The organism is Nocardia sp. NPDC051030, from assembly GCF_040683015.1.
Classification (GTDB): Bacteria; Actinomycetota; Actinomycetes; order Mycobacteriales; family Mycobacteriaceae; genus Nocardia.
Map to the genome: position 1 here is coordinate 235,868 of NZ_JBFBCD010000009.1, position 26,220 is coordinate 262,087.

General features: G+C 66.5%; 31 protein-coding genes and 1 riboswitch. Of the genes, 18 read left to right on the forward strand and 13 right to left on the reverse strand.

What is annotated here, in order from left to right; genetic code table 11:
- Window positions 1-20 precede the first annotated feature (20 nt).
- The 5 genes from AB0N05_RS29005 to AB0N05_RS29025 all read left to right on the forward strand — a co-directional run bounded on the left by AB0N05_RS29005 (window position 21) and on the right by AB0N05_RS29025 (window position 6,030).
- A complete protein-coding gene (locus AB0N05_RS29005; RefSeq protein ID WP_364699537.1) occupies window positions 21-383 on the forward strand; it encodes an Lsr2 family protein in 363 nt (120 codons plus the stop codon).
- 261 nt (window positions 384-644) lie between these two features.
- The gene (locus AB0N05_RS29010) at window positions 645-1,205 is read left to right on the forward strand and encodes an FHA domain-containing protein (protein WP_364700104.1); all 561 of its coding nucleotides are present in this window, start codon (window positions 645-647) and stop codon (window positions 1,203-1,205) included.
- 186 nt (window positions 1,206-1,391) lie between these two features.
- Window positions 1,392-2,066: an anthrone oxygenase family protein gene (locus tag AB0N05_RS29015; RefSeq protein ID WP_364699539.1), complete on the forward strand. Its 675-nt coding sequence runs from the start codon at window positions 1,392-1,394 to the stop codon at window positions 2,064-2,066.
- 205 nt (window positions 2,067-2,271) lie between these two features.
- Window positions 2,272-3,234: an alpha/beta fold hydrolase gene (locus tag AB0N05_RS29020; protein WP_364699542.1), complete on the forward strand. Its 963-nt coding sequence runs from the start codon at window positions 2,272-2,274 to the stop codon at window positions 3,232-3,234.
- Between the two features lie 246 nt (window positions 3,235-3,480).
- Complete coding sequence (locus AB0N05_RS29025) at window positions 3,481-6,030, forward strand: ATP-dependent Clp protease ATP-binding subunit (protein WP_364699546.1); 2,550 nt, start codon at window positions 3,481-3,483, stop codon at window positions 6,028-6,030.
- A 79-nt stretch (window positions 6,031-6,109) separates the two neighbouring features.
- On the opposite strand, the gene AB0N05_RS29030 is transcribed toward AB0N05_RS29025, so the two are convergent.
- Window positions 6,110-6,478 (reverse strand): YrdB family protein, encoded by a 369-nt coding sequence (locus AB0N05_RS29030; RefSeq protein WP_364699548.1) that lies wholly within the window; start codon window positions 6,476-6,478, stop codon window positions 6,110-6,112.
- A gap of 106 nt (window positions 6,479-6,584) precedes the next feature.
- On the opposite strand from AB0N05_RS29030, the gene AB0N05_RS29035 reads away from it, so the two are divergent.
- Both AB0N05_RS29035 and AB0N05_RS29040 read left to right on the forward strand, forming a co-directional pair.
- Window positions 6,585-7,376, forward strand: a complete 792-nt coding sequence (locus AB0N05_RS29035) for a phytanoyl-CoA dioxygenase (RefSeq protein WP_364699550.1) — start codon at window positions 6,585-6,587, stop codon at window positions 7,374-7,376.
- 54 nt (window positions 7,377-7,430) lie between these two features.
- Window positions 7,431-8,084, forward strand: coding sequence for a vWA domain-containing protein (locus AB0N05_RS29040; protein ID WP_364699552.1), 654 nt, complete (start codon window positions 7,431-7,433; stop codon window positions 8,082-8,084).
- Window positions 8,085-8,088: 4 nt separating this feature from the next.
- Here the strand turns inward: AB0N05_RS29040 and AB0N05_RS29045 are convergent, their stop codons facing one another.
- On the reverse strand, window positions 8,089-8,754 hold the full coding sequence (locus AB0N05_RS29045; protein ID WP_364699555.1) for a response regulator transcription factor: 666 nt from the start codon (window positions 8,752-8,754) through the stop codon (window positions 8,089-8,091).
- A gap of 47 nt (window positions 8,755-8,801) precedes the next feature.
- Window positions 8,802-10,019 (reverse strand): sensor histidine kinase, encoded by a 1,218-nt coding sequence (locus AB0N05_RS29050; RefSeq protein ID WP_364699557.1) that lies wholly within the window; start codon window positions 10,017-10,019, stop codon window positions 8,802-8,804.
- Window positions 10,020-10,145: 126 nt separating this feature from the next.
- Here AB0N05_RS29050 and AB0N05_RS29055 point away from each other — a divergent pair, with 126 nt between their 5' ends.
- Together AB0N05_RS29055 and AB0N05_RS29060 are read left to right on the forward strand one after the other, a co-directional pair.
- Window positions 10,146-11,117, forward strand: coding sequence for an ABC transporter ATP-binding protein (locus AB0N05_RS29055; protein WP_364699560.1), 972 nt, complete (start codon window positions 10,146-10,148; stop codon window positions 11,115-11,117).
- The gene (locus AB0N05_RS29060; protein ID WP_364699562.1) at window positions 11,114-11,962 is read left to right on the forward strand and encodes an ABC transporter permease; all 849 of its coding nucleotides are present in this window, start codon (window positions 11,114-11,116) and stop codon (window positions 11,960-11,962) included. The genes AB0N05_RS29055 and AB0N05_RS29060 overlap by 4 nt, the downstream gene beginning before the upstream one ends.
- 64 nt (window positions 11,963-12,026) lie before the next feature.
- Here AB0N05_RS29060 and AB0N05_RS29065 read toward each other — a convergent pair whose 3' ends face one another.
- Window positions 12,027-12,629 (reverse strand): helix-turn-helix domain-containing protein, encoded by a 603-nt coding sequence (locus tag AB0N05_RS29065; protein ID WP_364699564.1) that lies wholly within the window; start codon window positions 12,627-12,629, stop codon window positions 12,027-12,029.
- Window positions 12,630-12,732: 103 nt separating this feature from the next.
- Between AB0N05_RS29065 and AB0N05_RS29070 the strand changes: the two genes are divergently transcribed.
- From AB0N05_RS29070 to AB0N05_RS29090, 5 genes are all read left to right on the forward strand, one after another.
- Complete coding sequence (locus AB0N05_RS29070) at window positions 12,733-13,380, forward strand: NAD(P)H-dependent oxidoreductase (RefSeq protein WP_364699566.1); 648 nt, start codon at window positions 12,733-12,735, stop codon at window positions 13,378-13,380.
- A 1-nt stretch (window position 13,381) separates the two neighbouring features.
- A complete protein-coding gene (locus AB0N05_RS29075; protein WP_364699568.1) occupies window positions 13,382-13,702 on the forward strand; it encodes a multidrug efflux SMR transporter in 321 nt (106 codons plus the stop codon).
- A 30-nt stretch (window positions 13,703-13,732) separates the two neighbouring features.
- Window positions 13,733-14,179 carry an SRPBCC domain-containing protein gene (locus AB0N05_RS29080; RefSeq protein ID WP_364699570.1) on the forward strand — a complete coding sequence of 149 codons (447 nt, stop codon included), beginning with the start codon at window positions 13,733-13,735 and terminating at the stop codon, window positions 14,177-14,179.
- Between the two features lie 53 nt (window positions 14,180-14,232).
- Entirely contained in the window at window positions 14,233-14,676 is a 444-nt protein-coding gene (locus AB0N05_RS29085; protein WP_364699572.1) for an OsmC family peroxiredoxin, read from the forward strand.
- Window positions 14,677-14,765: 89 nt separating this feature from the next.
- Window positions 14,766-16,040: a DUF418 domain-containing protein gene (locus tag AB0N05_RS29090; RefSeq protein ID WP_364699575.1), complete on the forward strand. Its 1,275-nt coding sequence runs from the start codon at window positions 14,766-14,768 to the stop codon at window positions 16,038-16,040.
- Here the strand turns inward: AB0N05_RS29090 and AB0N05_RS29095 are convergent.
- From AB0N05_RS29095 to AB0N05_RS29105, 3 genes are all read right to left on the reverse strand, one after another.
- Window positions 16,009-16,794 carry a CbtA family protein gene (locus tag AB0N05_RS29095; protein ID WP_364699577.1) on the reverse strand — a complete coding sequence of 262 codons (786 nt, stop codon included), beginning with the start codon at window positions 16,792-16,794 and terminating at the stop codon, window positions 16,009-16,011. The genes AB0N05_RS29090 and AB0N05_RS29095 overlap by 32 nt on opposite strands.
- Window positions 16,785-16,979, reverse strand: coding sequence for a CbtB-domain containing protein (locus AB0N05_RS29100; protein WP_364699579.1), 195 nt, complete (start codon window positions 16,977-16,979; stop codon window positions 16,785-16,787). Before AB0N05_RS29100 ends, AB0N05_RS29095 begins: the two co-directional genes overlap by 10 nt.
- Window positions 16,980-17,010: 31 nt before the next feature.
- Window positions 17,011-17,164: riboswitch (cobalamin riboswitch) on the reverse strand.
- A 21-nt stretch (window positions 17,165-17,185) separates the two neighbouring features.
- Window positions 17,186-17,497, reverse strand: coding sequence for an antibiotic biosynthesis monooxygenase (locus AB0N05_RS29105; protein ID WP_364699581.1), 312 nt, complete (start codon window positions 17,495-17,497; stop codon window positions 17,186-17,188).
- A 31-nt stretch (window positions 17,498-17,528) separates the two neighbouring features.
- Here AB0N05_RS29105 and AB0N05_RS29110 point away from each other — a divergent pair, with 31 nt between their 5' ends.
- The 3 genes from AB0N05_RS29110 (at window position 17,529) to AB0N05_RS29120 (ending at window position 20,416) form a co-directional block, all read left to right on the forward strand.
- Window positions 17,529-18,272, forward strand: coding sequence for an alpha/beta hydrolase (locus AB0N05_RS29110; protein WP_364699583.1), 744 nt, complete (start codon window positions 17,529-17,531; stop codon window positions 18,270-18,272).
- Between the two features lie 78 nt (window positions 18,273-18,350).
- Entirely contained in the window at window positions 18,351-19,523 is a 1,173-nt protein-coding gene (locus AB0N05_RS29115; RefSeq protein ID WP_364699585.1) for an acyl-CoA dehydrogenase, read from the forward strand.
- Window positions 19,524-19,603: 80 nt separating this feature from the next.
- Entirely contained in the window at window positions 19,604-20,416 is an 813-nt protein-coding gene (locus AB0N05_RS29120) for an enoyl-CoA hydratase-related protein (RefSeq protein ID WP_364699588.1), read from the forward strand.
- A gap of 70 nt (window positions 20,417-20,486) precedes the next feature.
- On the opposite strand, the gene AB0N05_RS29125 is transcribed toward AB0N05_RS29120, so the two are convergent.
- From AB0N05_RS29125 to carD, 6 genes are all read right to left on the reverse strand, one after another.
- On the reverse strand, window positions 20,487-20,765 hold the full coding sequence (locus tag AB0N05_RS29125) for a DUF4190 domain-containing protein (protein WP_364699590.1): 279 nt from the start codon (window positions 20,763-20,765) through the stop codon (window positions 20,487-20,489).
- A 98-nt stretch (window positions 20,766-20,863) separates the two neighbouring features.
- A complete protein-coding gene (rlmB, locus tag AB0N05_RS29130; protein ID WP_364699592.1) occupies window positions 20,864-21,847 on the reverse strand; it encodes a 23S rRNA (guanosine(2251)-2'-O)-methyltransferase RlmB in 984 nt (327 codons plus the stop codon).
- A 145-nt stretch (window positions 21,848-21,992) separates the two neighbouring features.
- Window positions 21,993-23,393: a cysteine--tRNA ligase gene (cysS, locus tag AB0N05_RS29135; RefSeq protein ID WP_364699594.1), complete on the reverse strand. Its 1,401-nt coding sequence runs from the start codon at window positions 23,391-23,393 to the stop codon at window positions 21,993-21,995.
- Between the two features lie 88 nt (window positions 23,394-23,481).
- Window positions 23,482-23,949 carry a 2-C-methyl-D-erythritol 2,4-cyclodiphosphate synthase gene (gene ispF, locus AB0N05_RS29140; protein WP_364700106.1) on the reverse strand — a complete coding sequence of 156 codons (468 nt, stop codon included), beginning with the start codon at window positions 23,947-23,949 and terminating at the stop codon, window positions 23,482-23,484.
- Window positions 23,950-23,963: 14 nt separating this feature from the next.
- Entirely contained in the window at window positions 23,964-24,689 is a 726-nt protein-coding gene (ispD, locus tag AB0N05_RS29145; RefSeq protein ID WP_364699596.1) for a 2-C-methyl-D-erythritol 4-phosphate cytidylyltransferase, read from the reverse strand.
- A gap of 2 nt (window positions 24,690-24,691) precedes the next feature.
- Window positions 24,692-25,180 (reverse strand): RNA polymerase-binding transcription factor CarD, encoded by a 489-nt coding sequence (gene carD / locus AB0N05_RS29150; RefSeq protein ID WP_364700108.1) that lies wholly within the window; start codon window positions 25,178-25,180, stop codon window positions 24,692-24,694.
- Window positions 25,181-25,549: 369 nt separating this feature from the next.
- Between carD and AB0N05_RS29155 the strand changes: the two genes are divergently transcribed.
- Entirely contained in the window at window positions 25,550-26,206 is a 657-nt protein-coding gene (locus tag AB0N05_RS29155) for a hypothetical protein (protein ID WP_364699598.1), read from the forward strand.
- The last annotated feature ends 14 nt before the right edge of the window (window positions 26,207-26,220 follow it).

Genomic DNA, 26,220 nt, shown 5'->3' on the forward strand with positions numbered 1-26,220 from the left:
TTCGAGAGGACGTTCATCTCATGGCAAAGAAGGTCACCGTTAGCTTGATCGACGATGTCGACGGTGAGTCCATCGCGGACGAGACCATCGAGTTCGCTATCGATGGCGTCTCGTACGAGATCGACCTGTCGACGGCAAATGCGGCCAAGCTTCGGGACGGTTTGGAGACTTGGGTCGCCTCCGCTCGCCGGGTGAGCGGACGCCGTCGGACCAAGGTCGCCGCCACGGCGACCGCGGGCCCGAAGAACCGGGTTCCGATCGATCGCGAGCAGAGCGCGGCCATTCGTGAATGGGCACGCCGAAATGGGCACAAGGTGTCGGCGCGCGGACGTATCTCCGCGGACATCACCGAGGCTTACAACAAGGCTGCTGCTAAGAACTAGTTGCCGTTTGCGACTGCCGCTCGGGGTTTCGTGCGAACCCGGGCGGCAGTGGTTTATTCATACGCTTTGCGTATAACTCATATGGGTGACCGATACCCATCTGTAAGATGCGATCTTGCTCGCGCCCCAGTGGCCAGGCACCATTGAATCTGTGCGAACCATGTCACTGGCTGGGTGTAGAGAAGAGGTATCGGCGCAGTGACCGCATTCCACGGCTCATTCCTCCGGGTCAAGGATCAAGAGGGACGTCAGCACGAGCTGATGCTCACCCCTGACCTGCCCCGCATCACCATCGGCCGGTCCCCGCAAGCCGATCTGTCCCTGTTCTGGGATGTCGAGGTATCCCGTCTGCACGCGACCGCCGAGTACCTGGGCGCGCACTGGACCATCGTCGACGACGGCCTTTCCCGCAACGGCACTTTCGTCAATGGGGATCGCCTGGTCGGTCGGCATCGGCTGCAGCCCGGTGATGTCATCCGGATGGGCACCTCGCGGGTCACCTTCCACGATTTCAGCGGTGCCGCGGGCGAAGTCACGCAGACCGCCTCCGGTGGCCTGCCTACGCTGCGCTCGCTCACCGAGACTCAGCGCTCGGTCCTGATCGCGCTGTGCCGCCCGCTGCGCGGCAATGACGGCTTCGCCTCGCCCGCCTCGAATCAGCAGATCGCCGCGGAGCTGTTCCTGAGCGTGGATGCCATCAAGACGCATCTGCGCGCCCTCTTCGCGAAGTTCGGTGTCGAGGACCTGCCGCAGAACCAGAAGCGGGTCCGGCTGGCCAATCTGGCCATGCAGAGCGGCGTCATCTCCGAACGCGACCTCTGACCCGGCTCGTCGACCAACCGTATTGGACTCGGGCTCACAAGTGGGAAGAGATCCTCGGCGCCGGTGAGACGGCGGGTGATGTGTGTGAGCTTCTGAGCGATGGATGCTCGCGCCCGTGGACGGTTGACTGGAAGTCGTTGATCACCCGGGGATTACGCGGGTGGCACATCCAGTCAGGAGAGAACGATGTTCGCACTTCGCATGGCGGCTCTGGTGGCCGCGACGCTGGCTTCCGGTCTCATCGCCGGAGTGTTCTACGCATACGCCACCTCGGTGATGCCGGCCCTGAACCAGACCGACGACAAGACCTTCATCGACGTGATGCAGCGCATCAATGTGGTCATCATCAACCCGTGGTTCATGATCGGCTTCGTGGGCACGGTCGGGTTCTCGGTGCTGGCGGCGGCGCTGCACCTGGGCAAGGACTACCGCACCGTCCTGATCTGGATCGCGGTGGCGACGGTGCTCAATGTGATCGCCTTCGCGGTGACGTCGGGCTTGAACGTCCCGCTCAACAACCAGATCGCGAATGCCGGTGACGTGAGTCAGATCGCCGATCCGGCCGCGGTCCGCTCGCAGTTCGAAAACACTTGGGTGGCTTGGAATATCGTCCGCGCCGTCCTGCACACCCTGGCCTTCCTGGTCCTGACCGGCGCACTGTTCCAGGCCGGCGTGCAGCATGCCAAGGCGAACGCCGCGGCGCTGCCGGCGGGTCCGGCGGGCGGCATGGTCACCGGCGCGCAGCCGACGCATTTCGGCCAGCCCGGTCGCCCGGCCCCGCAGGGCTTCTCGGCCCCGATCGCCTACGCGGCGCCGGTGTCCTACGCCCCGCAGCAGCGTTTCGCTCCCGGACTGCAGTAGTTCTCCCTGGTGAGTCCGGCGGAGGCCGGAACCCGCGGCGCGGCAACGCAAGCCGCCTGCGGGTTCCGGCCTCCGTCTTTTTTCTGTGCGTGATGGCGTGTTTCGGCCACGAGAACAGGTTGCAGGAACCTACTCGCCGGTATGCCATCTTCCGCGCTTGTTTTCGGATTACGTTGTCGAAACGCGTTCTACTTTGGGAGGGACCATGCGTCGTGTGCTGCTGCGCCGATCGCCCGGATCACTGCTCGTTCTGGCCGTCCTGGCCGTGCTGTCGATCGGCATGACCGGCACCGCCCGGGCCGACTATCCGGTGACCTACAACTTCTTCGCCGGTATCCCCTACGAGCTCACCAATCCGGGCGGCTCCCTGCCCGGAGCCAATGACTGGTCCTGCAAACCCACTGCGGCGCACCCTGATCCCGTGGTACTGATCCACGGCACCGCCGGGGGTGCACAGACCAACTGGGGCGCGTACGCGCCGCTGCTGGCCAATGAGGGCTACTGCGTCTACGCCCTCACCTACGGCAGCCTGGACCTGCCGTGGCCGCTCTCGGCCCTGGGCGGCATGAAGCCGATTCCCGCAAGTGCCGCGCAGCTGGGCGCTTTCGTGGATCGGGTGCTGGCCGCGACGGGTGCGGCGAAGGTCGATTTCATCGCGCACTCGCAGGGCAATACGGTCGGCAACTACTACATCAAGCGGCTCGGCGGCTCGGGCAAGGTGGATAAGTTCGTGGCCATCGCACCGCCGTGGCTGGGCTTGTTCGGCGACAGCATGAACACCATCCGCGCGTTCGCCGGTCAGCTCGGCATCACGCCGAATACGGCGGACAGCCTGGTCACCATGGGGGTGATCTGCCAAGCCTGCCCGCAGATGCTCGGTGGCTCCGAGTTCATCAACGCCCTGAATGCCGACGGCGTGTACGACCCCACCGTCAGCTACACCAATCTGGCGTCGAACTACGACGAGGGCGTGTGGCCGTCGGTCGCGCTGGTGCCCGCCCCGAACGCGGTCAATGTGCTGATGCAGGCCGATTGCCCGACCGATTTCTCCGACCATATGGCCATCGCCGGTAGTTCGCGGGCCGCGACCGTCGCGCTGAACGCGCTCGATCCGGAGCATCAGCGCGCGGTGCCGTGCGGGTTCATCCCGCCCTTCACCGGGGCATAACGCGCGTGTTCGCTGTGGGCGTAGCCAAAGTGGAAACGTTCCCGGCTATGCCCCCGTTATGAGGGAATGAGTCGTGTTGTCGCCGGTTCGCAATAGGGTGGACGGGCGACGTGCGACACCCCCGCCAACTAGAGTGGAGGCGGGGGATGCAACCCCAGGGCTTCATGGCAGGCTGGCGACCAGAAGGGCAGCACAGGGTCTGAAGCGCCGGATGCCTTTGATGGCGGAGCAGGAAGTGAGGGAGCGATGTTCGAGAGGTTCACCGACCGTGCGCGGCGGGTCGTTGTCCTGGCCCAAGAAGAGGCCAGGATGCTCAACCACAACTACATCGGAACCGAGCACATCCTGCTGGGTCTGATCCATGAGGGCGAGGGCGTCGCGGCGAAGTCGCTTGAGTCCCTGGGGATTTCGCTGGAGGGTGTGCGTTCGCAGGTCGAGGAGATCATCGGGCAGGGCCAGCAGGCTCCGTCCGGTCACATTCCCTTCACCCCGCGTGCGAAGAAGGTCTTGGAGCTGTCGCTGCGCGAGGCGCTGCAGCTCGGCCACAACTACATCGGCACCGAGCACATTCTGCTCGGTCTGATTCGTGAGGGTGAGGGCGTCGCGGCCCAGGTGCTGGTCAAGCTCGGCGCCGACCTCAACCGCGTGCGTCAGCAGGTCATCCAGCTGCTGTCGGGTTACCAGGGCAAGGAGCCGGTCGAATCCGGCACCCGCGGTGAGGCGGGTACTCCGTCCACTTCGCTGGTGCTGGACCAGTTCGGCCGCAACCTGACCCAGGCCGCCCTCGAGGGCAAGCTGGACCCGGTCATCGGCCGCTCGAAGGAAATCGAGCGGGTCATGCAGGTGCTGTCTCGCCGCACCAAGAACAACCCGGTCCTGATCGGTGAGCCCGGCGTCGGTAAGACCGCCGTCGTGGAGGGTCTCGCCCAGGCCATCGTCAATGGCGAAGTGCCGGAGACGCTGAAGGACAAGCAGCTCTACACCCTCGACCTGGGTTCCCTGGTCGCGGGCAGCCGTTACCGCGGTGATTTCGAAGAGCGCCTGAAGAAGGTGCTCAAGGAGATCAATACCCGCGGCGACATCATCCTGTTCATCGACGAGCTGCACACCCTGGTGGGTGCGGGCGCGGCCGAGGGCGCTATCGACGCGGCCTCCATCCTCAAGCCCAAGCTGGCCCGCGGTGAACTCCAGACCATCGGTGCGACCACCCTCGACGAGTACCGCAAGTACATCGAGAAGGATGCCGCTCTGGAACGCCGCTTCCAGCCGGTGCAGGTCGGCGAGCCGACCGTCGAGCACACCATCAATATCCTCAAGGGCCTGCGCGACCGGTACGAGGCGCATCACCGCGTCTCGATCACCGATTCGGCGCTGGTGGCCGCGGCGACGCTGGCCGACCGCTACATCAATGACCGGTTCCTGCCGGACAAGGCGATCGACCTCATCGACGAGGCCGGTGCGCGCATGCGCATCCGCCGGATGACCGCACCGCCGGACCTGCGCGAATTCGACGACAAGATCGCCGATGCCCGTCGCGAGAAGGAAAGCGCGATCGACGCGCAGGACTTCGAGAAGGCCGCGCGTCTCCGGGACAAGGAGAAGCAGCTGGTCGCCAAGCGCGGCGAGCGTGAAAAGCAGTGGCGTTCGGGCGATCTGGATGTCGTGGCCGAGGTCGACGATGAGCAGATCGCGGAGGTGCTGGCCAACTGGACCGGCATCCCCGTCTTCAAGCTCACCGAGGAGGAGACCACCCGTCTGCTCCGTATGGAGGACGAGATCCACAAGCGGATCATCGGCCAGGAGGATGCCGTCAAGGCCGTCTCCAAGGCGATCCGCCGTACCCGTGCCGGCCTGAAGGATCCGAAGCGTCCGTCGGGCTCGTTCATCTTCGCCGGTCCGTCCGGTGTCGGTAAGACCGAGCTCTCGAAGGCGCTGGCGAACTTCCTGTTCGGCGACGACGACGCGCTCATCCAGATCGATATGGGCGAGTTCCACGACCGCTTCACCGCCTCGCGGCTCTTCGGTGCCCCTCCGGGCTACGTCGGCTACGAAGAGGGCGGCCAGCTCACCGAGAAGGTGCGCCGCAAGCCGTTCTCGGTGGTGCTGTTCGACGAGATCGAGAAGGCCCACCAGGAGATCTACAACACCCTGTTGCAGGTCCTCGAGGATGGCCGTCTCACCGACGGTCAGGGTCGCACGGTCGACTTCAAGAACACCGTGCTGATCTTCACCTCGAACCTCGGCACCTCGGACATCTCCAAGGCGGTCGGCCTCGGCTTCGCCCAGAGCAATGCCGAGGGCTCGAACTACGAGCGGATGAAGCTCAAGGTCAACGACGAGCTGAAGAAGCACTTCCGCCCCGAGTTCCTCAACCGCATCGACGACGTCATCGTCTTCCACCAGCTGACTCAGGACCAGATCATCCAGATGGTGGACCTGATGATCAACCGCGTCGCCAAGCAGCTGAAGAACAAGGACATGGAAATCGAAATGTCCGAGCAGGCCAAGAGCCTTCTCGCCAAGCGCGGCTTCGATCCGGTGCTCGGTGCCCGCCCACTGCGTCGCACCATCCAGCGCGAGATCGAGGACCAGCTGTCGGAGAAGATCCTCTTCGGCGAGCTCGGTGCCGGTCAGACCGTCACGGTGGACGTCGAGGGCTGGGACGGCGAAGGCCAGGGCGACAAGGCGAAGTTCACCTTCACGTCCAGGACCAAGCTGACCAAGAAGGACTCCGAAGAGGAGAAGCCGGTCGTCGCCCTCGCGGGTGACGCGCCTGCCGCGGCCTCGGGCGAGTAAAAGCTCAGCAGGACAACGAAAGCCCCTCTCACCATTGCGTGAGAGGGGCTTTCGGCATTCCGGCTCAGCGCATTCCGGCTCAGCGCTTCAGCAGCCAGCCGATCCGGTCGTAGGCCAGGGCCTGATACACCACCAGGACGATGCCCGAAATGAGTGCTGCCCGATGCCATCCGGCGAAATACAGGGCCGCCACACCGCCACCGAGCACCCCGATCTCCAGCAGCAATCGCACCGCGCCCGCGACCGCCACGGTCGCCTCCCCATTCCGACTCGGATCATTCGGTACCGCGAACGTCCCCCACAGTGCGGCAACGGCTATGGGCAGGATGAGGACCAAGAGGAATCGCCACGGCGCGTCGACCGCGCGCCAGCCGAGGATTCCGAAGGAGGCGATTGCGGTGAGCTCGAGCAGGAATCGCACCCCGAGCATGACCGGATTCAGAGACATTCGCGCAGCGTAGCCCGATTGCCCGCGCCCAGCCTGCCCGGAAAATCGGTGGCGCGCGGGGGTGGGTTTCGACCATTCTCGGTGACGCCGACGACGGAAGGACCGCATGCTCACCGATGCGCAGATCGACTCGTTCATCACCGATGGATTCGTGAGGGTCGAGGGGGCGTTCCCGCGCGAGGTGGCCGAGGCCGGTCGCGAAATCCTGTGGCGCGAGATCGACTGCGATCCGGACGATCCGTCGACGTGGACGCAGCCGGTGATCCGATACCCCGGTAGTGCAGCGGAACCTTTCGATCGGGCGGTGAACGCTCCCGCCCTCCTGGAGGCTTACGACCAGCTGGTCGGTCCCGGTCGCTGGTTGCCCCGGAACAGTTTGGGAACCTTCCCGATTCGTTTCCCCAGCCCTGCCTCTCCGGGCGACGACGGCTGGCATATCGACGCGAGTTTCGAGGGCGAGTACCCCGACGACTACTTCCGCTGGCGGGTGAATGTGTCCTCCAAGGGCCGCGCCCTGCTGATGCTGTTCCTCTTCTCGGATATCGGGCCCGAGGACGCCCCGACCCGAATTCGGGTGGGCTCGCATCTGCGCCTGCCGAAAGTGCTGGAGCCCCTGGGGGATTCGGGTGCCGAACTGGCCGAGCTGATCGGCTTCTTCGGATCCACCGAGGATCTTCCGCAGGCCCTGGCCACCGGCCGGGCCGGGGACGTCTACCTCTGCCATCCCTTCCTGGTGCACGCCGCCCAGCCCCATCACGGCCGCACCCCCCGCTTCCTCGCCCAGCCCCCGCTCCTACCGCGCGAGCCCTTCGCGCTGGAGCGCGCGGACGGTGCGTACTCACCTGTCGAGCTCGCGATTCGGGAAGGTCTGGTGGCGGGCTCGAACGCAGGAAAATGACTATTTACGGGGGTACGGTTAATGAGGTTCGAAAGAATCGATGCGGGGGTTTCCATGACGAATCCAGATCTCACACTCATAGCGATACTGCTGGACCGATCGGGTTCCATGCAGTCGATCAAGTCCGATACCGAGGGCGGTCTGGCCGCCTATCTCGACCAGCAGCGGGACGTGCCCAAGCGGATCGAGGTGACGCTGGCGCAGTTCGATACCGAATACGAGCTGCTGTACGCGAACCGTCCGCTGGATTCGGTGCCGCCGCTGGTCCTGCACCCGCGCGGCATGACCGCCCTGTACGACGCGGTCGGTCGCCTGATCACCGATGTCGGCACCGAACTGGCGGGCCGCCCCGAGCATGCGCGCCCCGGCACCGTGATCGTCGTGGTGCTCACCGACGGTCATGAGAACTCCAGCCGGGAGTGGTCGCACGACGCGGTGAAGTCACTGATCACCCAGCAGCAGGACGCCTATAAATGGAACTTCCTGTTCCTGGGCGCGAACATGGATGCGGTGGCCATCGGCACCGAAATGGGTTTCTCCCCACGCCAATCCATGACCTACTCCACCGATTCCGCAGGTGTCTCGGGCGCTTTCGAGGCGGCCTCCGCGTATTCGCGTCGCCTGCAAGCTCCGCCGCCCGCCCCCGGTTCGGTCTTCGTGGACGGTTTCACCGACGAGGAGCGCCGCAAGTCCAACCCGGGGAGCTGATCCCTTACTGCCAGCCGGGCCGGACCAGACCGGATTCGTAGGCCATGACCACGAGTTGGGTGCGGTCCCGGGCGTCGAGCTTGAGCAGGATCCGGCTGACGTGGGTGCGCGCGGTGGCCGGGCTCATGAAGAGGCGTTCGGCGATTTCGGCATTGGTGAGGCCCTCGGCGACGAGGGTCATCACCTCGCGTTCGCGGTCGGTGAGCTCGGTGAACGTGGCGTCGGGGGCGGCGGGTTTGGCGTGGGTGGCGAATTCGGCCACCAGGCGCTTGGTGACGCTGGGGGAGAGCAGGGCGTCACCGCCCGCCACCACCCGGACCGCCTTGACCAGGTCGGCGGGTTCGGTGTGTTTGACGAGGAAGCCGGTGGCGCCGGAACGCATTGCCTCGAAGACGTATTCGTCGAGTTCGAAGGTGGTCAGCACGACCACCTTCACGGCGGACAGGGCCGCATCGGCGGCGATCGCACGGGTGGCGGCGAGACCGTCGAGGACGGGCATGCGGATATCCATGAGCACCACGTCGGGGGTGAGCTCGCGGGCCTTGCGTACGGCTTCCTCGCCATTGTCAGCCTCGCCGACCACGTCGATATCGTCCTGCGCGTCCAGCAAGGCCACGAACCCCGCCCGCACCAGCGCCTGATCGTCGGCGATCACTACCCGAATGGTCACGAGACCTCCTCCGTATTCTCGATGGTTCCGGTCGTCGAATCTCGAACCTACGCAGCCGGTTCCGGCCGCGCCAGGTGGGTGGGTAGCCGGGCGGCGACGCGGAATCCGCCGTCGGGCTTGGGTTCCGCGGACAGATGCCCGCCGAGGGCATTGGCTCGCTCGGTCATACCGGTAATGCCGTGGCCGCCGGTCGACGAGGCCGCGGGGGTGCGCACGGGCCGGGTGTTGTCGATGGTGAGCTGCAGCCGGTCCGCCGAATAATGCAGGGTGACAAGCACACTCGCGCCGGGCGCGTGCCGCACCACATTGGTGAGCGATTCCTGCACGATGCGGGCCGCCGCCACGTCCACGACCGCGGGCAGTCGCTGCCGCGCGCCGGTCACCGTGGTGTGCACGACCAGCCCGGCCGCGCGGGCGGGTGCGGTGAGGCCCTCGAGATCGCTGATGCCGATGGTCGGCGCGGTGGGTGCGGCCACGGTCGACGACCCGGCGCGAATGGACCGCAGCAGTGCGTGCACCTCGCCGAGGGCGTCCTTGCTGGCGGATTTGATGGCCGCCAGTGCGGTCGCCGCCTGTTCGGGCTTGCGGTCGATGAGTTCCAGGGCCACCGAGGACTGCACATTGATCAGCGACAGGCTGTGTGCGAGCACATCGTGCAGCTCGCGGGCGATGGCGAGCCGCTCCTCGCTGGCCCGCTGCTCCCGTTCGGCGAGTTCACGGGCCCGTTCGGCCTCCTCCCGTTCCCGTTCGGTCTCCGCATTGCGCCGGGCCGCCTCCTCCTTCTGCCGCCGCGCCAGAATGGCCGCGCGCCGCTGCCGGATGCCCTCGGCTCCGGCGCACAGCACGATGAGCCAGGCCAGCAGCCCGAATTCCTGCCAGGCGCTGTGGTCGTAGCCGCGCCAGCCCGGTACCGGCCAAACCATGAGCAGATAGCCCGCGGCCACGAAAGGATAGCTGTACCAACGGGATCCGTGGATCGCCGAACCGATGAAACCGAAGATGAGCGAGACGAAGATCGGCCCGTAGCCGTATCCGATGAGCAGGTAGGCGGCCGCGGCGGCCAGCGTCACGTAGAACACCGCGTGCGGGTACCGCCGCCGGACCAGCAAGGCCACCGGCCCCGCCGCGAGTAGCAGGTATCCGAGCAGGTCGAGGCCGCGCACCGTGGTCTGGTGCTGGTTGGCCAGGGTCCCCATGCCGAGCTGGATCGCGGCCACCACCACTGCGAGCAGCACATCCCACCGCCGTGCCGGACTCGTCTCCATAGCTGCACGGTAGCGCCGTACGCGGTCGAGCGGCACCGTGTCGCCCCTAAATACGTCCAGATACGTATGTCGGATCGCGCTGTGCGGCGGATGTTTCCCCGCAGGTTGAAGCGGATTCTTGAATACATGAACGAAGCAGCATTTGATGGCGACGATCGCGAGCCCTCCGTGGTTACGCAGGCTGCCGCCTCCGGGCTTGACGCGACCGCCGCGGTCGTCACCACCGACCGGTTGACGAAACGCTACGGCTCCCACACCGCAGTGGACGCCGTGAGCATGAGCGTCCACCGCGGCGAGATCTACGGCTTCCTCGGCCCGAATGGGGCCGGGAAGACCACGACCCTCCGCATGCTGGTCGGTCTCATCCGCCCCTCCGACGGCACCGCGACCGTGCTCGGGATGCACCCCGGTGATCCGAAGGCCTTGCGCCGCATCGGTGTTCTCATCGAGGGCCCGGGTTTCTACCCCTACCTCTCCGGCCGCGACAATCTGCGGGTCCTGGCCCGCTACCGCGGCGTCGGCAATGACGAGGTCGAGCAGGTCCTCGACCGAGTGGTCCTGACCGCCCGCGGCAATGACAAGTTCCGCACCTACTCCCTCGGCATGAAGCAGCGCCTCGGTGTCGCCGCGGCCCTGCTCGGTCACCCCGACCTGCTGATTCTCGATGAACCCACCAATGGTCTCGATCCGGCCGGAATGGCCGAGATGCGGGAGCTCATCACCGGACTCGCCGCCGACGGGCACACCGTCGTGCTGTCCAGTCACCTGCTCAGTGAAGTGCAGGAGATCTGTGATCGCGTCGGCGTGATTTCGGGCGGGACGCTCCTCACCGAGTCCACGGTGCGTGAATTGCGCGGCGCGGCATCGCTTCTGGTGCGCGCCGAACCCCTCGAACTGGCCTTCCCGGCGGTGCGCCGGGCGGTCGGTGATCGGTCCGCGCTGCTGACCGCCACGGGCATCAGAGTCGATGCCGGTGTGGCAAAGGCGCCTGCGGTGGCGCGCGCGGTGATCGAATCCGGAGCCGACCTGCTGGAACTGCGCAGCGATGAAAAGTCCCTGGAAGAAGTCTTTTTCGAGATGACGGAGCAAGCGAAATGACAGACCTGCTGTACAGCACCCGGGCCGAACTGCTGCGCCTGCGCAAATGGCCCGCGTTCTGGATCGTGCTCGGGACGTGGATCCTGTTGAATCTCACGTTCGCCTACCTGTTCAACTACCTGGCCTATTCGACCGGCAGCAGCTCCCGAATGTCCAATGGCCTGCCGCGTGACGCGCTCATGCAGCAGATGCTGCCCTCCGCGGTCCCCGAGGTCTTCACCCAGGGCATGGCCATGTTCGGTGGGGCGCTCATGCTGGTGCTCGGTGCGCTCGCGGTGGGCAGCGGGTACGGCTGGGGCAGCTGGAAAACCGTTCTGACACAGGGCCCTTCGCGGGTCTCGGCGATCGGCGCGGTGGTGCTGAGCCTGGCGCTGACCGTGGTCTCGCTGGTGCTGGTCGCCTTTGTGGTCGACACCGGAGTGGCGGCGCTGATCGCCTCGACCCAGGGGCAGTCGCTGGCGCTGCCCTCGGTGAGCCGATCATTGATCGGAATCGTCTCGGGCACAGTGATTCTGGGCATGTGGACGCTGCTGGGCGGGCTGCTCGGCGCGATCGCTCGCGGTCCGGCGCTCGCCGTCGGTCTCGGCCTGGTGTGGGTGCTGGTGGTGGAGAACCTGCTGCGCGGGGTGGCCGGAATCTTCTCGCCGATCAAGGCGATCACCGATCACCTCCCGGGCACGGCCGCCGGATCCCTCGCGGGTTCCATGCGCACGGTGAGTGGTCCGGCCACCCCGGGTGTGCTGGATATCCTCACCCGCGGTGAGTCACTGATCGTCCTCGCCGGTTACGTCGCACTCTTCGCGGCGGGCACGGTGTGGCTGATCCGTCGCCGCGACATGGTCTGAGCCGCAATCGAATACGAAGGCCGCCGTCGACGAACCGTCGACGGTGGCCTTTCCGTGTCCCGGGTCAGCCGAGGACGCGGTGTGCCAACTGGGTGAGCCCGGCGATGATCTGCTCCGAGGTCAGTCCCCGCTCCCGCTGATGCTGGTAGACCTCGGCGGCCAGTGGTGCGAGGAGTGCGTCCGCCAGTGAGTTCGGTTCCGGCACACCGGCCTCCGTCAGCAGTGCCCGGACGTGCACGACCCAGAACTGGTATGCCCCGGTGCGAAAGCGCGCGCCCCCCGTCTCGGCGCCCAGTACGAGATTGGCGTGTGTGTCGAGGAGTTCGATCATGGCCGCGTAGAAGGCGGCCAGTCGTTGCGCGGGAGGCGCACCCGGGCCGAGCGGTGGCTCGCCGCGCAGCAGTTTTTCCTGCAACAGCCGTTCGTGCTCGTCGAGCAGGGCGACCGCGATGGAGACGACATCCGGGTACCGGCGATACAGCGTCCCGCGTCCGACTCCGGCCGCCTTGGCGACGTCATCCATGGTGATGGCCCGGGGGTCGCGGGTGGCGAACAATTCCGCCGCCGCCGCAAGGACTTTGGCCCTATTGCGCGCCGCATCCGCTCGTTCGACCGGTGCGGCGGGCATGGCCGAGTCATTGAGAAGTGGCAAGCCGACGGGATCCATGCAGCTCACTGTAGCCGTCCAGGAATAAGTGGACAATATGTCCGGTTATGAATTAGTGTTCGATGCAACCGGACGAAATGTCCACTTGATGGGAGATTCACTCATGACCGTCCTGCTTCACCTCGACGCCAGTGCCCGCCGCACCTCCCTCAGCCGCGAACTGAGCGCCGCCTTCGCCGACGCCTGGCGCTCCGAACACCCCGGCGGCGGCTATGTGTACCGCGACCTCGCGGCCGATCCCATCCCGTTCATCGGCGAGGGCTGGACCGACCTGTGCGATCGCGTATTGGCTCACGGCACCACCGATCTCGACCACCTGGCCGACCTGGTGAACTCACCCGCGCAGGAACAGGCCTGGGCGATCGTCGAACCGCTCCTGGCCGAGGTTCGCGCCGCCGACGTGATCCTGATCGGCACCCCGATGTACAACTACTCGATCCCCGCCAGCCTCAAGGCCTGGCTGGATCAGATCACCTTCCCGCGAATGTCCCTGGCCCCCAGGCGATTCTTGGTCACCACTGCTCGCGGCGGGGCCTACTCCCCGGGCGCACCCAAGGCGATCTACGACTATCAGGAGCGCTACCTGCGCGACTTCTTCGCGGGCCACTTCGCCGTGCAGGACTCGGTTTTCGTCAATGCGGAACTGGCGAACTCCCGTCAGGACCCGGCCCTCGCCCATCTGCGAGACAAGCACGACGCGTCCTACGCCGCCGCCCTCGCGGCCGCTCGCCGACTCGGAAAGGAGTACTGAAATGAACTGGCTGATACTGGGTTTGGCGGGTGTGGTGGAGATCGCGTGGTCGCAGTCCATCAAGCCGACCGAGAATTTCACCAAGCCGCTGGCCACTCTGATCTGCTTCGTGCTGGCGGCGGTCGCGGTGTATCTCTTGTCCTTCGCCATGCAGACCCTGCCGGTCGGCACCGCCTATGCGGTGTTCACGGGCATCGGTGCGGTCGGGGCGATCGGTATGGGCATCGTGATTCAGAAGGATCCGCTCAGCGCGGGCCGGGCGCTGTCACTCGCACTCATCGTGGGTGGCATCGTGCTGGCACGGGTCACCAATCCGGAGTGATCGCGGGGTCGGCCGGTATCGTGCTCGCGCATGGACGTTGCGCCGATCCGGCCTCCCGACCTTTCGACCCGGCCGTTCTTCCTCGCGGTGGAGCGAATCATGGCGGCCTCGCCCGCCGAGCTCTACCGCATGTGCACGACACAACTCAGCCTCTGGTTCGCCGACCCGGGTTCGGTGCTCTCCCGGCCCGCGGTGAATGAGCCGTTCTTCTTCACGGCGGGCGGCGGGCATCCGCATTACGGGCGGTTCCTGCGCCTGATTCCCGACCAGTTGGTGGAGCTCGCCTGGGTCACCGGTGCGGGTGGCACCGAGGGGGCGGAAACCGTTCTCACCGTGGAACTCACGCAACATGGCGCGGGCACCGCGCTGCTGTTGACCCATGCCGGATTCCCGAATGCCGCCGCCCGCGACCGCCACGAAAAGTCTTGGCCCACGGTCCTCGAGCAACTCGACCAGCGTGCCTCCACGTCCGTGTAGCGCGGGGTAGGTTCGTTGGCGAAAAGACTTCGAATCCCTCGAAAGGACTGATGATGCCTACACGCTCCGCGCGTACCGCCTGGACCGGTGGTCTGCAGGACGGCTCCGGCCAGGTCGAGCTCGTAAGCTCCGGCGTCGGCAAGTACGACGTCTCGTTCCCGAAGCGCACCGCCGACACCGCCGACGGCACCACCAGCCCCGAAGAGCTGATCGCCGCCGCGCACTCCTCCTGCTACTCCATGGCCCTGTCCGGTGAGATCGCCCGCGCCGGCGGCACCCCGCAGAGCCTGGACGTGACCGCCGACGTGACCCTGGGCCCGGACCCGGCCGGCGGCTTTCACCTCTCCAAGATCAAGCTGACCGTCGTAGGCCGCGCCACCGGCATCGACGCCGCCGGTTTCGCCGAGGCCGCTGCCGCCGCCAAGGCGGGCTGCCCGATCTCCAAGGCGCTCGCGGGCGTCCAGGACATCGAACTGGACGCCACCTTCGAGTCCTGATCCTTCGGGTGCACGTGGTTCCGGGCTTCCGGAGCCACGTGGCATGCCCGAAATCTCCTAGATGCTAGAAATTAGCTAGCCTCGGTGGCATGGAATCCCCAGTCACTCCCGAGGATGTGTCGCGAGGGCACGGCGGGAATTCCCTCCCCCGGGTGCTGGCACTCGACGCCGCTCGCGGCATCGCCGTCCTGGGCATGTTCGCGGTGCACGCCGGACCGCAGCGGGGCATGCAGGGCGCGGAGTTGCTGCGACCCTTCGAAGGTCGTTCCTCGGCACTGTTCGCGGTGCTGGCGGGTGTCTCGCTGGCATTGATGTCCGGTGGCGCGACACCGGATCGCGGTCTCGACGGCAGGCGCGACCTGGTCCGGATCGCGGTGCGCGCGGTGCTCATCGCGCTGGTGGGTCTGGGCCTGGCACAGGTCCATTCAGGAATCGGAATCCTGATCATTCTGACCTTCTACGGTCTGTACTTCCTGCTCGCGCTGCCATTGCTGCGGCTGAGCGCCCGATCCCTTGCCCTGCTCGCTGCGGTGTGGGCCGTCGCCGGGCCGATCCTGTCCTTCGTGATCCGAAGTCATATGGAGCAGAACAGTTTCGGCGGGAATCCGAACTTCGGCATGTTCACCTCGCTGTCGGGCCTGGGGGAGCTGGCCGAGATGCTGGTGATCACCGGCACCTATCCGGTGCTGACGTGGATGCCGTTCGTGCTCGCCGGAATGGCCTTGGGGCGGCTCGACATCCGCTCACTCTGGTGGGTTCAGGTGGCCGGTGCGGGCGCTCTCCTCACCGTTCTCGGCTACGGCGGATCATGGCTGATGCAGAATCCGTTCGGTGGACGAGCGCAATTGATCGCACAATTGCGACAGACTTTGACCGAATCGGGTGACCCCGATGACGTTCTGCGCCAAGTCAATCTGGGGGAGATCGTCGACTCGGTCGGTTTCGGTGCGGTGCCTACCGGCAACTGGTGGTGGCTGACCGTCGACTCTCCGCACAGCGGCACCCCGTTCGAAGTGATCGGCTCGACGGGGGTGGCATTCCTGGTGATCGGCGTCCTGCTGGCCATCACCCCGCGCGCGGTGATCCCCTTGCGATCCTTGATCTCCGCCGGTTCCTGCGCACTGACCCTCTACATCGGGCAGGTGGTGGCGCTCGGCGTGCTGGTGCCGATGCCGGATCCGGACGCGACCTCATTGCCCGGCGGGATACACGGGCCTTCCTGGTGGCTACTGGCGCTCCTGGTCTTCGGCTCGCTGACCCTGGCGACCCTGTGGCGCAGCGTATTCCGCCGCGGTCCGGCGGAGTGGCTGCTGCACAGGGTCACCGGCGGCATTACGCGACGGCTGGTACCCGATCGCGGCTAGCGAATTCCGTCAGCGCGGCATAGGCGAGGCCGAGAACCAGCCATAGCGTGGCGGTTTCGGCCAGCGACGCCGCCCGGAACTGCCACAGCAGGGTGGCCGGGAAGTCGGACTTCACCTCATTGATGCCCGGCAGCAGGATGTATCCGGCGGCGGTCACGAGGAGGAAGGCCGCCACCGCGCCGATCAGGCGCACGGTGCTCAGTTGGGTGCGCAACAGCTTGAAGACGTAGACGCCGGTGCCGACGGCCGCGAAGCCGAGCAGCACCACCGCGAGCCACAGCCAGGTGCGCTGATTGATGGTGTCCGGATCGCCCACCGCGGGCGGGTTGGCCGGGTACTTGAAGAACGGCACCGCGACGATCGCCAGCCAGCCACCGGCGGCCAGCCCGAGAGCGAGCTTGGGACCGGAGAGCGTGGTGTAGCGGCGCGCCCAATGGGCGACCATGCCGAGCACGGCGCCGATGGCGAGACCGAACAGGCCGAGCGCCAGGAATTGACCGGCCTTCTGACCGGTCCGGCTGACCAGGGGTTCTTCCTCATCGCCGTGCGAATGTCCGCCCGCCGCAGCGGATTCGGCGTGCTCGTGAGCCTGGGACTGGGATTCCTCGATGGCGATCGCCGCATTGATCTTGGATTCACCGATGGTGAAACCCACTGTCGCGGCCAGCAGACCGGCGATGAGGCCGGCCAGCAGGCCGCGCAGCAGCAGCGTCTTGAGCGAACCCGTCAAACCTGGGGATTCGTTCAGTGGCACGGAACACCCAGCAGGTGACGTCCGTCGTGCATGAGCTCGTGCATGTACATGCCGCTGCGCGAGATCGCGCCCTGATCGAAGCCGACCAGGTACAGCGTGAGCAGTGCGAGAAGAACGACTCCGGCGGAAATCAGCAGCGCCTTCAGCGCGTCATCACTCCGGCTGGGATTGTGGACGATGGCCATTCGAGCCTCCTTCAGGGATTTCGCGTCCCCGTCGAAACGGTTGCGACGGTGCCGGTGTCTGGCTCTCCCGGCACCCACCCATGAGGTCAGTGCTTGGAAACAGTGGCGCGACCGCCCCGGACTTTCACCGGGTTACCGCGTCACCGTCGCTACTTGCAACTCGAACTGTGACAGGTCCATTGGCCCTGCGTCAACACATGGCCTGATCAGGCGTTCTTACCCTGAACGTCCAGGACGACCTCGAACTCCAGCAGTGACGCGCCCGTGGACACGGGCTTGCGGGCCTCGCCGGAGTGCGCTTCGCGGGCCGGGCCGTCGCGCCAGGCCTCGAAGGACCCCTCGGAATCCCACTGGGTGACAACGAAATACCGAGTGTCGCCGGACACCGGGCGGAGCAGCTGGAAGCCGAGAAAACCGGGGGAGTTCTCGACCGCGTGCGCACGCGCCGCGAAGCGCTTCTCCAGCTCGGGGCCGGAGCCCTCGGGAACCTCGATTGCGTTGATCTTGACGACTGCCATGGTGTCGAGGCTACCTCGCTAGATTGGGGGCGTGTTGTACGACGAAGGCGGCAGCGGCACGCCGATTCTGCTGCTGCACGGACTGATGGGCAGCGCCCGCACCTGGCGGGCGCAACTGGACTGGCTGCGCGAATTCGGACATGTCCACACCTTCGACGCGGCGGGGCACGGACGTCCCGCGCCGCAGGAGCTGACCACCGAAGCCTTTGTCGCCGATCTCGCCGCGGCCACGTCGGGAATCACCGAACCGATGGTGGTGATCGGGCATTCGATGGGCGGGCTGCACGGGTGGATGTTCACCGCCGCGCATCCGGAGCGGGTGCGGGCGCTCGTGGTCGAGGATATGGCTCCGGACTTCCAGGGGCGTACGGCCGAGAATTGGGCGGCCGTGATCGGGGCTTGGCCGCAACCGTTTCCGGACGAGGCGGCGGTGCTGGAGTTCTTCGGGCCGGTCGCCGGTCGCTACTTTCTCGACTCGTTCCTGCGCGGACCGGACGGGTACCGCCTGCACGGCGAGGTTCCGACCTTCCGGGATATTTCCGAGGAGTGGGGGACCCGGGATTTCTGGACGCAGTGGAAGTCCCTCACCGTTCCGGCGCTGCTGCTCGAGGGCGAGCACACCATCACCCCGGCCGGGCAGATGCGGGAGATGGCGCGGGTGCATCCCGACGCGCGGCATGTGGTCATCCCCGAGGCGGGTCACCTCGTACACGACGATCAACCGGCCGCCTACCGGGCCGAAGTCGAGGCGTTCCTGCACCGCGTCCTCGTTTGATGGCGGGTGCCTTCAGTCCCTTCTGTGTGGCGTCGTATGCTCGGCTCGCACGCACTCCGGAATGAATGGTGACCAACGATGATCGACTTCACGATTCCTGCCGAACTCGCCGCCGAGCGCGATCGGGTTCGCGCCTTCGTCGCCGACAAGATCGTCCCCTACGAGCGTGATCCGCGGCTGACCGCGCACGGCCCGAACGACGAATTGCGCCAGGAACTGGTCGAATTGGCGCGCGCGGAGAAGCTGCTGACCATCCAGGCCCCCGTGGAACTGGGTGGACGCGGCCTGACCCACGTCGAGCAGGCCGTGCTGTACGAGGCCGCGGGATGGTCCACCCTCGGCCCGGTCGCCATGAACTGCGCCGCCCCCGATGAGGGCAATATGTTCCTGCTCTCCAAGGTCGCGAATCCGGAGCAGACCGAGCGCTTCCTGCAACCGGTCATCGACGGCCACCACCGTTCGGTCTTCGCCATGACTGAGCCGGGCGGTGCGGGCTCCGACCCGAACCAGCTGGCCACCGAGGCCACCTTCGACGGCGAGAACTTCACCATCAATGGCCGCAAATGGCTCATCACCGGCGCGGACGGCGCGAAGGTGTGGATCATCATGGCCAAGCTGGCCGACAACCCGCACCTGCCCGCGGGCCCGACGCTGTTCCTCTGCGACGGGGACCAGCCCGGCATTGTCATCGAACGCATCATGAACACGATGGACCGCAATTACGTCGGCGGCCACGCGGTGGTGAACTTTGACAATCTGGTGCTGCCCAAGGACTCCGTGCTCGGCGAGACCGGCCAGGCCCTGCGCTACGCCCAGCTCCGGCTGGCCCCGGCCCGCCTCACCCACTGCATGCGCTGGCTCGGCGCGGCCGAGCGCGCCCAGTCCATCGCGATCGATTACGCCAAGACCCGCACCGCCTTCGGCAAGCCGATCGGCGAGCACCAGGGCGTCTCATTCATGTTGGCGGACAATGAAATCGCCCTGCATCAGTGCCGCCTCACCATCTGGCACGCCTGCTGGCTCATGGATCAGGGCGAGAAGGCCCGCCACGAGAGCTCCATCGCCAAGTCCTACGTCTCCGAGGAACTGTTCAAGGTCGCCGACCGCTGCGTCCAGGTCCTCGGCGGAATCGGCATCAGCGACGAAACCGTCGTCGAAATGATCTTCCGCGACATGCGCGCCTTCCGCCTCTACGACGGCCCCACCGAGGTCCACAAGTACGCTATCGGCCGCAAGATCCTTCGCGGATAACCCTCTATTTCCCGGCGGTTCGGGAGCGAAGCCGCAGACAGTGGGGCATCGAGCCGCCGGGGTAGCTAGGATTCGGGGCCATGAGTTCGGAATTGCACGTCGATGTCTCAGGCGGAGTCGCCGTGCTCACGCTTAACCGGCCCGCGCAGCAGAATGCGCTCACCCCCGCGATGGCTTCGGAACTCGGTGCGGCACTACGCCGCTGCGATACCGATGACGCCATCGGGGCGATCGTGCTGACCGGTACGCCGCCCGCCTTCTGTGCGGGCGCGGACCTGTCGCTAAAAATCGGTGAGGTGAACGGCTGTATCGACCCGCCGCCGTTCAAGATCCGCAAACCGGTCATCGCCGCGGTGAACGGGCACGCCGTCGGCGTAGGCCTGGAACTCGCCCTCCAATGCGATCTGCGCTATTTCGCCCGCGATGCCGTGTATGGCCTGAATCAGGTCCGCCGCGGCGCAATCGCGGGCGGCTACGCCCACTGGACCCTGCCCCGCCTGATCGGCAGCGCCAATGCCGCCGACCTCCTCCTCACCGGCCGCACCTTCGACGGCGACGAGGCCCGCGCCCTCGGCGTAGCCAATGCCTGCCTGCACGCGGGCGAAGTCCTCCCCACCGCCCTCGAAATAGCCCACGACATAGCCCACGGCGCGGCCCCCCTCCCGGTGGCCCTGTCGAAGCGCCTCCTCTGGGAAGCCCCCACCATGACCCCGGAAACCGTGGGCCGCTTGGAAACCGAACTCAATGACTTCGTAGCCAAGAGCGCCGACGGTGGCGAGGGCGTAGCCGCCCTCAAGGACCGCCGCCCACCCAAGTGGACCGGCAGCGTCAGCGGCGAATGGCCCGCCTGGGACGCCGTCACCGAGGGTGAGCGCCGAGCAGGACTCGACTAGTCCTTGGGGGTTCCGGGGCGAAGCCCCCGAGACTCCGCGTCAGCGGTTTTCTCCCTGAGAGCTCTGCGAGTCAGGCTCGCCCGCCGATCGCGATCAGGACGAAGAGGATCGCCATGCAGATCATGAGGATGGTGCCGACGATCCCGAGGATGTAGCCGACCATCGCCTGGACCCGGCCGCCGAAGGCCCCGCCGGACGCGTCGATCTCATTGAGCGCGCGCCGCCCGAGCACCCAAGCCACCGGCCCCAGCGCGCCACAGCAGAACACGCTCAGCGCCCCGAGTAGCAGTACCGCCGTCGCATGCTCGTGCTCGACGGGGGAGCCGATGGGCTGCTCAGGGATGACCACCGCCCGAGTTTACGGTCGGATGCCGCCACCCGGCAGGCTGACGCGCGGACTTTGCCTGCGCCAGTACCGGATTGCGGCGAACGGGACCTCGAGCGAACTCAGCCGCGACGCTGGCGAGCGACCTCGGCGAGCACCACACCGGCGGCGACGGAGGCGTTCAGCGATTCGACCGGACCGGCCATCGGAATGCTCAGGATGGCATCGCAGTTCTCCCGGACCAGGCGCGATAGCCCCTTGCCCTCGGAGCCGACCACGATGACCGTCGGTGCGCTGCCGTCGAATTGGTCGAGGGTGGTGTCGCCGCCCGCGTCCAGTCCGACGATCTGGAAGCCCTTATTGGCCCAATCCTTCAGCGTACGAGTGAGATTGGTGGCCCGCGCGACGGGAAGCCGCGCCGCGGCACCGGCGCTGGTGCGCCATGCGACGGCGGTCACGCTGGCGCTGCGGCGCTGCGGAATCACCACGCCGTGCCCGCCGAACGCGGACACCGAGCGAATGACCGCACCCAGGTTGCGCGGATCGGTGATGTTGTCCAGCGCGACCAGCAGCGCGGGTTCGGCGGAGCTGCGGACCTTCTCGACCAGATCGTCCGGATGCGCGTAGCGGTACGGCGGCACCTGCAGGGCCAAGCCCTGGTGCATGCCATTGCTGCTCATCTTGTCCAGGTCGGTGCGCGGCAGTTCCAGGATCGAGATGCCGAGATCGGCGGCGATCTTCACCGATTCGGTGAGCCGGTCGTCGTTCTCGGTGCCCACGGCGACGTACAGCGCGGTGGCCGGAACCCCGGCGCGCAGGCACTCCACCACCGGGTTGCGGCCGAGCACCAGCTCCGGGCCCTCATTGTCCTTGCGGCCCGCGATCGGCCGTCCGGCATTGCGGCTGCGGGCATTGGCGGTGGCGTTCTCCGCCTTGGCCTTGGCCTTCGCGCGCTTGGCGGCCGGATGATAGGTGCGCTCCTCGGCCTTCGGCGTCGCGCCGCGGGCCTCGAGCCCGCGGCGGCGCACGCCACCGGACCCGACGGTCTGCCCCTTCTTGCTGCCCGTCTTGCGCGTCGCGCCGCGTCGCTGTGAATTGCCTGCCATCACTTCGCCTTCCGTGTCATGTGGGAACCCAGCACCCGGCCGGCCGCGCGGTTGTCCCGCGACCGGTCGATCATGCGGAATACCCGCATCCGGTCGGCGCAGCTGATGGCTGCGCCTGCATTGCCCCTAGCTCTTGTAGGGTCGCTCACCGTTTTTCCTTGGTGAGCGACCATTCCGGTCCATTCGGAGTATCGGTCACTTCCACGCCGGCCGCCTTGAGCCGGTCGCGCACCGCATCGGCCCCGGCCCAGTCCTTGGCGGCCCGGGCCTCTTGGCGGCGTTGCAGTTCCGCATTGATGAGCACATCGAGTGCTTCCAGCGCGGAGGAGGAATCAGCGGGCGCGGCCCAGTGCGCATCGAGGGGATCCACGCCGAGAATCCCCAGCATGGCCCGCACCTGTCCGGCCATGACCCGCGCGTCGTCCAGTTTCCCGGATTCGACGGCCTTATTGCCCTCGTGCACGAGCCGGTGAATCTCCGCGAGGGCCTTGGGCACCGCGAGGTCATCGTTCAGTGCGGCCGCGAAGCCCTCGGTCCAGGTGCCGACCGGAACATCCCCGGCCCGCTCCACCACGCGCTGCACGAATCCTTCGATCCGCTGGTAGGACGCGGCGGATTCGGTGAGCGCCTGATCGGAGTACTCCAGCATCGAGCGGTAGTGCGCGCTGCCCAGGTAGTAGCGCAGCTCGACGGCGCGCACCCCGACCCGTTCCAGCACATTGGAAATGGACAGCACATTGCCGAGCGATTTGGACATCTTCTCGCCGGCCATGGTGACCCAGCCATTGTGCAGCCAGTAGCGCGCGAACGCGTCCCCGGCCGCATTGGATTGCGCGATCTCGTTTTCGTGGTGCGGGAAAACCAAATCCATTCCACCGCAGTGAATATCGAATTCGCCGCCGAGATAGAACTCGGCCATGGCGGAGCATTCCAGATGCCAGCCCGGCCGGCCCGGACCCCACGGCGACGGCCAGCTCGGCTCGCCCGGTTTGGCGGCCTTCCACATGGTGAAGTCGCGCTGGTCCTTCTTGCCCGTGCCGGCGCTCTCGCCCTGGTGCACATCGTCGAGCCGATGCCCGGACAGCTTGCCGTAGCCGGGGAAGCTCAGCACGTCGAAGTAGACATTGCCCTCGGACGCGTAGGCGTGCCCGCGGTCGATGAGCCGCTGCATCATCTGCACCATCTGGGTGATGTGCCCGGTGGCCCGCGGTTCGGCCGAGGGCGGCAGCACGCCGAGGGTGTCGTAGGCGCGGTCGAAGGACCGCTCGTGGGTGGCGGCCCATTCCCACCACGGCCGCCCGTGTTCGGCGGCCTTGTTCAGAATCTTGTCGTCGATATCGGTGACATTGCGAATGAAGGCGACATCGAAATCATTGGCGCCGAGCCAGCGTCGCAGCACGTCGAAGGCGACGCCACTGCGCACGTGTCCGATGTGCGGTTCGCCCTGCACCGTGGCGCCGCACAGGTACACCGACGCGTGGCCGGGGACCAGCGGAGTGAAGTCACGCAGGGTCCGCGTCTCGGTGTCGAAAAGGCGCAGAGTCACGACCAGCCATCCTAGCTGTTGGTATGTGGCGGATTACGGGCGGATGCGGCCTTGCGTCCGGCCGCGTGAAAGGTAATCGATCGTCAGGTCAGGATCGACAACACAGCAGGGCCGTGGCCATCGCCGCAATACCTTCGCCGCGGCCGGTGAGACCCAGTCCGTCGGTGGTGGTTCCCGATACCGAAATCGGCGCGCCGAGAATTTCGCCGAGCACCTGCTGGGCTTCGGCGCGACGCGGGCCGATCTTGGGACGATTGCCAATTACTTGTACAGCCGCATTGACAATCGTGAAGTCGGCCTCGTCCAAAAGCCGGCGAACTTCCTTCAGCATGGCCGCCCCGGACACGCCTTCCCATTCCGGTCGCCCGGTGCCGAAGATCGCGCCGACATCGCCGAGACCGGCGGCGGACAGCAGGGCATCGCACAGGGCGTGGGCTGCGACATCGCCGTCGGAGTGGCCTTCGCAGCCGCTGTCACCGTCGAAGAGCAGGCCCGCCATCCAGCAGGGACGGCCGGGTTCGATCGGGTGCACATCGCTGCCGATGCCCACGCGCATGCTCGTCGGATCGATCACGGCGTAGTCACCGCCTCCCGTGCCGCGATAGGGGTATTGCGCTGTGCCACCAGTGTATTGGCAAGCACTAGGTCGAGTGGCGTAGTGATCTTGAAAGCCAGCGGATCGCCGAGCACCGTCAACACGGTGGTGCCGAGTAATTCGACCAACCCGGCGTCATCGGTGGCCTGGGTATCGGTCGCATAGGCCGCGCGCAGTAATCGCGCATCGAAGCCCTGCGGAGTCTGAATGGCGCGCAGCCCGGATCGATCCGGCGTCCCGGTCACCGCACCCGCGGCATCCACGGATTTGATGGTGTCGGTCACCGGCAATGCGGGCACCACGGCGGGCGCGCCGGCGCGCAGCTCGGCCACGACGCGGGAGATCAGCGACGGCGGTGTGAGGGCCCGGGCCGCGTCGTGCACGAGGACGAAAGTGGCGTCCGGGGCGGCGTCCAGACCGGCGCGGACCGAATCGGTGCGCTCGGCTCCGCCGGGCACCACATGGACGGGTATGGCTGATTCGGGCAGCAGAGCGCGCGTCTCGTCGATGAGGTCGGCGGGCACCATCACCACAACCTCGTCGACGGACCCGGAAGCGATCAGCCCATCTACTGCCAGTGCGAGCATGGGACTGCCGCCGACCGGGACGAACGCCTTGGGTTTCGATTCACCTAGGCGTACGCCCTGGCCGGCGGCAGGCACCAGCGCTACGACACGGCTCTCGCCGTGCAGTTCGTTCACGGTCAGGAAGCCGCGGCGAGGACCTCGTCGAGCAGGGTGTCTGCCCGGACATCGTCGGTGCCCTCGGCGAGCGCGAGCTCACCGACGAGGATCTGGCGCGCCTTGGCCAGCATCCGCTTCTCACCGGCGGACAGGCCGCGGTCCTGCTCCCGACGCCACAGGTCGCGGACGACCTCGGCAACCTTGTTCACATCGCCGGAGGCGAGCTTCTCGAGGTTGGCCTTGTAGCGACGTGACCAGTTGGTCGGTTCTTCGGTATGAGGAGCGCGCAGCACCTGGAAGACTTTGTCCAAGCCCTCCTGGCCGACGACGTCGCGGACGCCGACATACTCTGCATTCTCTGCGGGAACCCGAACGGTCAGGTCGCCTTGTGCGACCTTGAGGACCAGATACTCCTTTTGCACACCCTTGATGGTGCGGGTTTCGATAGCTTCGATCAGCGCCGCTCCGTGGTGGGGGTAAACGACGGTGTCTCCGACCTTAAAAATCATGTGTCCCGTGCCCCTTTCGATGTTCACAGTTTAACATGCGACTCGGTAACGGCGCGATCAACGGCGCAGGTCAGGGCCACAACGAGGCGGCGGCGGGGGTTGACAGAACTCGAATCGTGTGCATCTTGTTGTGGCATAACGGGATACCGCGCAGTACTGTCCGAACGCATATGCCGACTCGCAAGTCGCATACGCGACTGCGCACCCTCGCATTAACGGCAATGCGGCAATGAGAACAACTCGGCGGTTCTGTGTCGCCGACACTCGCCCGTACGACCGTGCCCGCGTGTGGGGCGCGGCGCGGCACGCATTACTCTCTTTGACTACTACTCTCCATAGTGGAGTGAACCGGTCGACATGGAGGACCCCGTGACTGCCCTGAAAGCCACCACAGCGTCCAAGGCGCGGCGGCGTGCCGTGACAGTTGCTGCTCTCGCCGCGGGTGCGATGCTGGCGCTGTCGGGTTGCGGCGCCGGTCAGATCTCGCAGACCGCGACCCAGGTCGCGGCCGTCAATGGCAATAGCGCGAACGTCGGCAAGGTCGCACTGCGCGACGTGCGCTTCCTGCTGCCGCAGTCCGAGGAGTACAACAACGCCAAGGGCGGCAAGGCCGTGCTCGCCTTCAGCGCCATCAACCTCGGCGAGGCCAAGAGCGACGAACTGGTCAGCATCACCAGTGACCTGGGCTCGGTGAAGATCGACGGCAAGGCCGAGATCAAGCCGCAGACCACCCTGGTCGCCGGGTACGCCAAGAAGGGCGAGGCCAAGCCCGAGGCCGCCGCCGGACATGACCAGCACGGCGCGTCCGCCGAACCGGCCACCGAGAAGGCCGCCGATCCGGACGCCAACCCGCTGCTGATCGAGATCGACGGGCTGAGCAAGGATGTCACCCCCGGTCTGACCTACCCCGTCACCTTCAACTTCAAGGACGCGGGCACCGTCGTGGTCAATGTGCCGGTCGACGCCGGGCCGGGCAACCCGCGGCAGGAACCGGCCAAGGCCGATGAGAAGAAGTCGGAGCACTGAGCCCGGCCCCTCGA

Coding starts and splice junctions, on each gene's coding strand:
- AB0N05_RS29080 (WP_364699570.1), top strand. CDS start 13,733: ATGGACGTTGCGCCGATCCGGCCTCCCGACCTTTCGACCCGGCCGTTC.
- AB0N05_RS29020 (WP_364699542.1), top strand. CDS start 2,272: ATGCGTCGTGTGCTGCTGCGCCGATCGCCCGGATCACTGCTCGTTCTG.
- AB0N05_RS29115 (WP_364699585.1), top strand. CDS start 18,351: ATGATCGACTTCACGATTCCTGCCGAACTCGCCGCCGAGCGCGATCGG.
- AB0N05_RS29010 (WP_364700104.1), top strand. CDS start 645: ATGCTCACCCCTGACCTGCCCCGCATCACCATCGGCCGGTCCCCGCAA.
- rlmB (WP_364699592.1), bottom strand. CDS start 21,847: ATGGCAGGCAATTCACAGCGACGCGGCGCGACGCGCAAGACGGGCAGC.
- AB0N05_RS29055 (WP_364699560.1), top strand. CDS start 10,146: ATGAACGAAGCAGCATTTGATGGCGACGATCGCGAGCCCTCCGTGGTT.
- AB0N05_RS29090 (WP_364699575.1), top strand. CDS start 14,766: ATGGAATCCCCAGTCACTCCCGAGGATGTGTCGCGAGGGCACGGCGGG.
- AB0N05_RS29105 (WP_364699581.1), bottom strand. CDS start 17,497: ATGGCAGTCGTCAAGATCAACGCAATCGAGGTTCCCGAGGGCTCCGGC.
- AB0N05_RS29100 (WP_364699579.1), bottom strand. CDS start 16,979: ATGGCCATCGTCCACAATCCCAGCCGGAGTGATGACGCGCTGAAGGCG.
- carD (WP_364700108.1), bottom strand. CDS start 25,180: ATGATTTTTAAGGTCGGAGACACCGTCGTTTACCCCCACCACGGAGCG.
- AB0N05_RS29120 (WP_364699588.1), top strand. CDS start 19,604: ATGAGTTCGGAATTGCACGTCGATGTCTCAGGCGGAGTCGCCGTGCTC.
- ispF (WP_364700106.1), bottom strand. CDS start 23,949: ATGCGCGTGGGCATCGGCAGCGATGTGCACCCGATCGAACCCGGCCGT.
- AB0N05_RS29070 (WP_364699566.1), top strand. CDS start 12,733: ATGACCGTCCTGCTTCACCTCGACGCCAGTGCCCGCCGCACCTCCCTC.
- AB0N05_RS29040 (WP_364699552.1), top strand. CDS start 7,431: ATGACGAATCCAGATCTCACACTCATAGCGATACTGCTGGACCGATCG.
- AB0N05_RS29065 (WP_364699564.1), bottom strand. CDS start 12,629: ATGGATCCCGTCGGCTTGCCACTTCTCAATGACTCGGCCATGCCCGCC.
- AB0N05_RS29075 (WP_364699568.1), top strand. CDS start 13,382: ATGAACTGGCTGATACTGGGTTTGGCGGGTGTGGTGGAGATCGCGTGG.
- AB0N05_RS29025 (WP_364699546.1), top strand. CDS start 3,481: ATGTTCGAGAGGTTCACCGACCGTGCGCGGCGGGTCGTTGTCCTGGCC.
- AB0N05_RS29050 (WP_364699557.1), bottom strand. CDS start 10,019: ATGGAGACGAGTCCGGCACGGCGGTGGGATGTGCTGCTCGCAGTGGTG.
- AB0N05_RS29035 (WP_364699550.1), top strand. CDS start 6,585: ATGCTCACCGATGCGCAGATCGACTCGTTCATCACCGATGGATTCGTG.
- AB0N05_RS29005 (WP_364699537.1), top strand. CDS start 21: ATGGCAAAGAAGGTCACCGTTAGCTTGATCGACGATGTCGACGGTGAG.
- AB0N05_RS29015 (WP_364699539.1), top strand. CDS start 1,392: ATGTTCGCACTTCGCATGGCGGCTCTGGTGGCCGCGACGCTGGCTTCC.
- AB0N05_RS29085 (WP_364699572.1), top strand. CDS start 14,233: ATGCCTACACGCTCCGCGCGTACCGCCTGGACCGGTGGTCTGCAGGAC.
- AB0N05_RS29060 (WP_364699562.1), top strand. CDS start 11,114: ATGACAGACCTGCTGTACAGCACCCGGGCCGAACTGCTGCGCCTGCGC.
- AB0N05_RS29030 (WP_364699548.1), bottom strand. CDS start 6,478: ATGTCTCTGAATCCGGTCATGCTCGGGGTGCGATTCCTGCTCGAGCTC.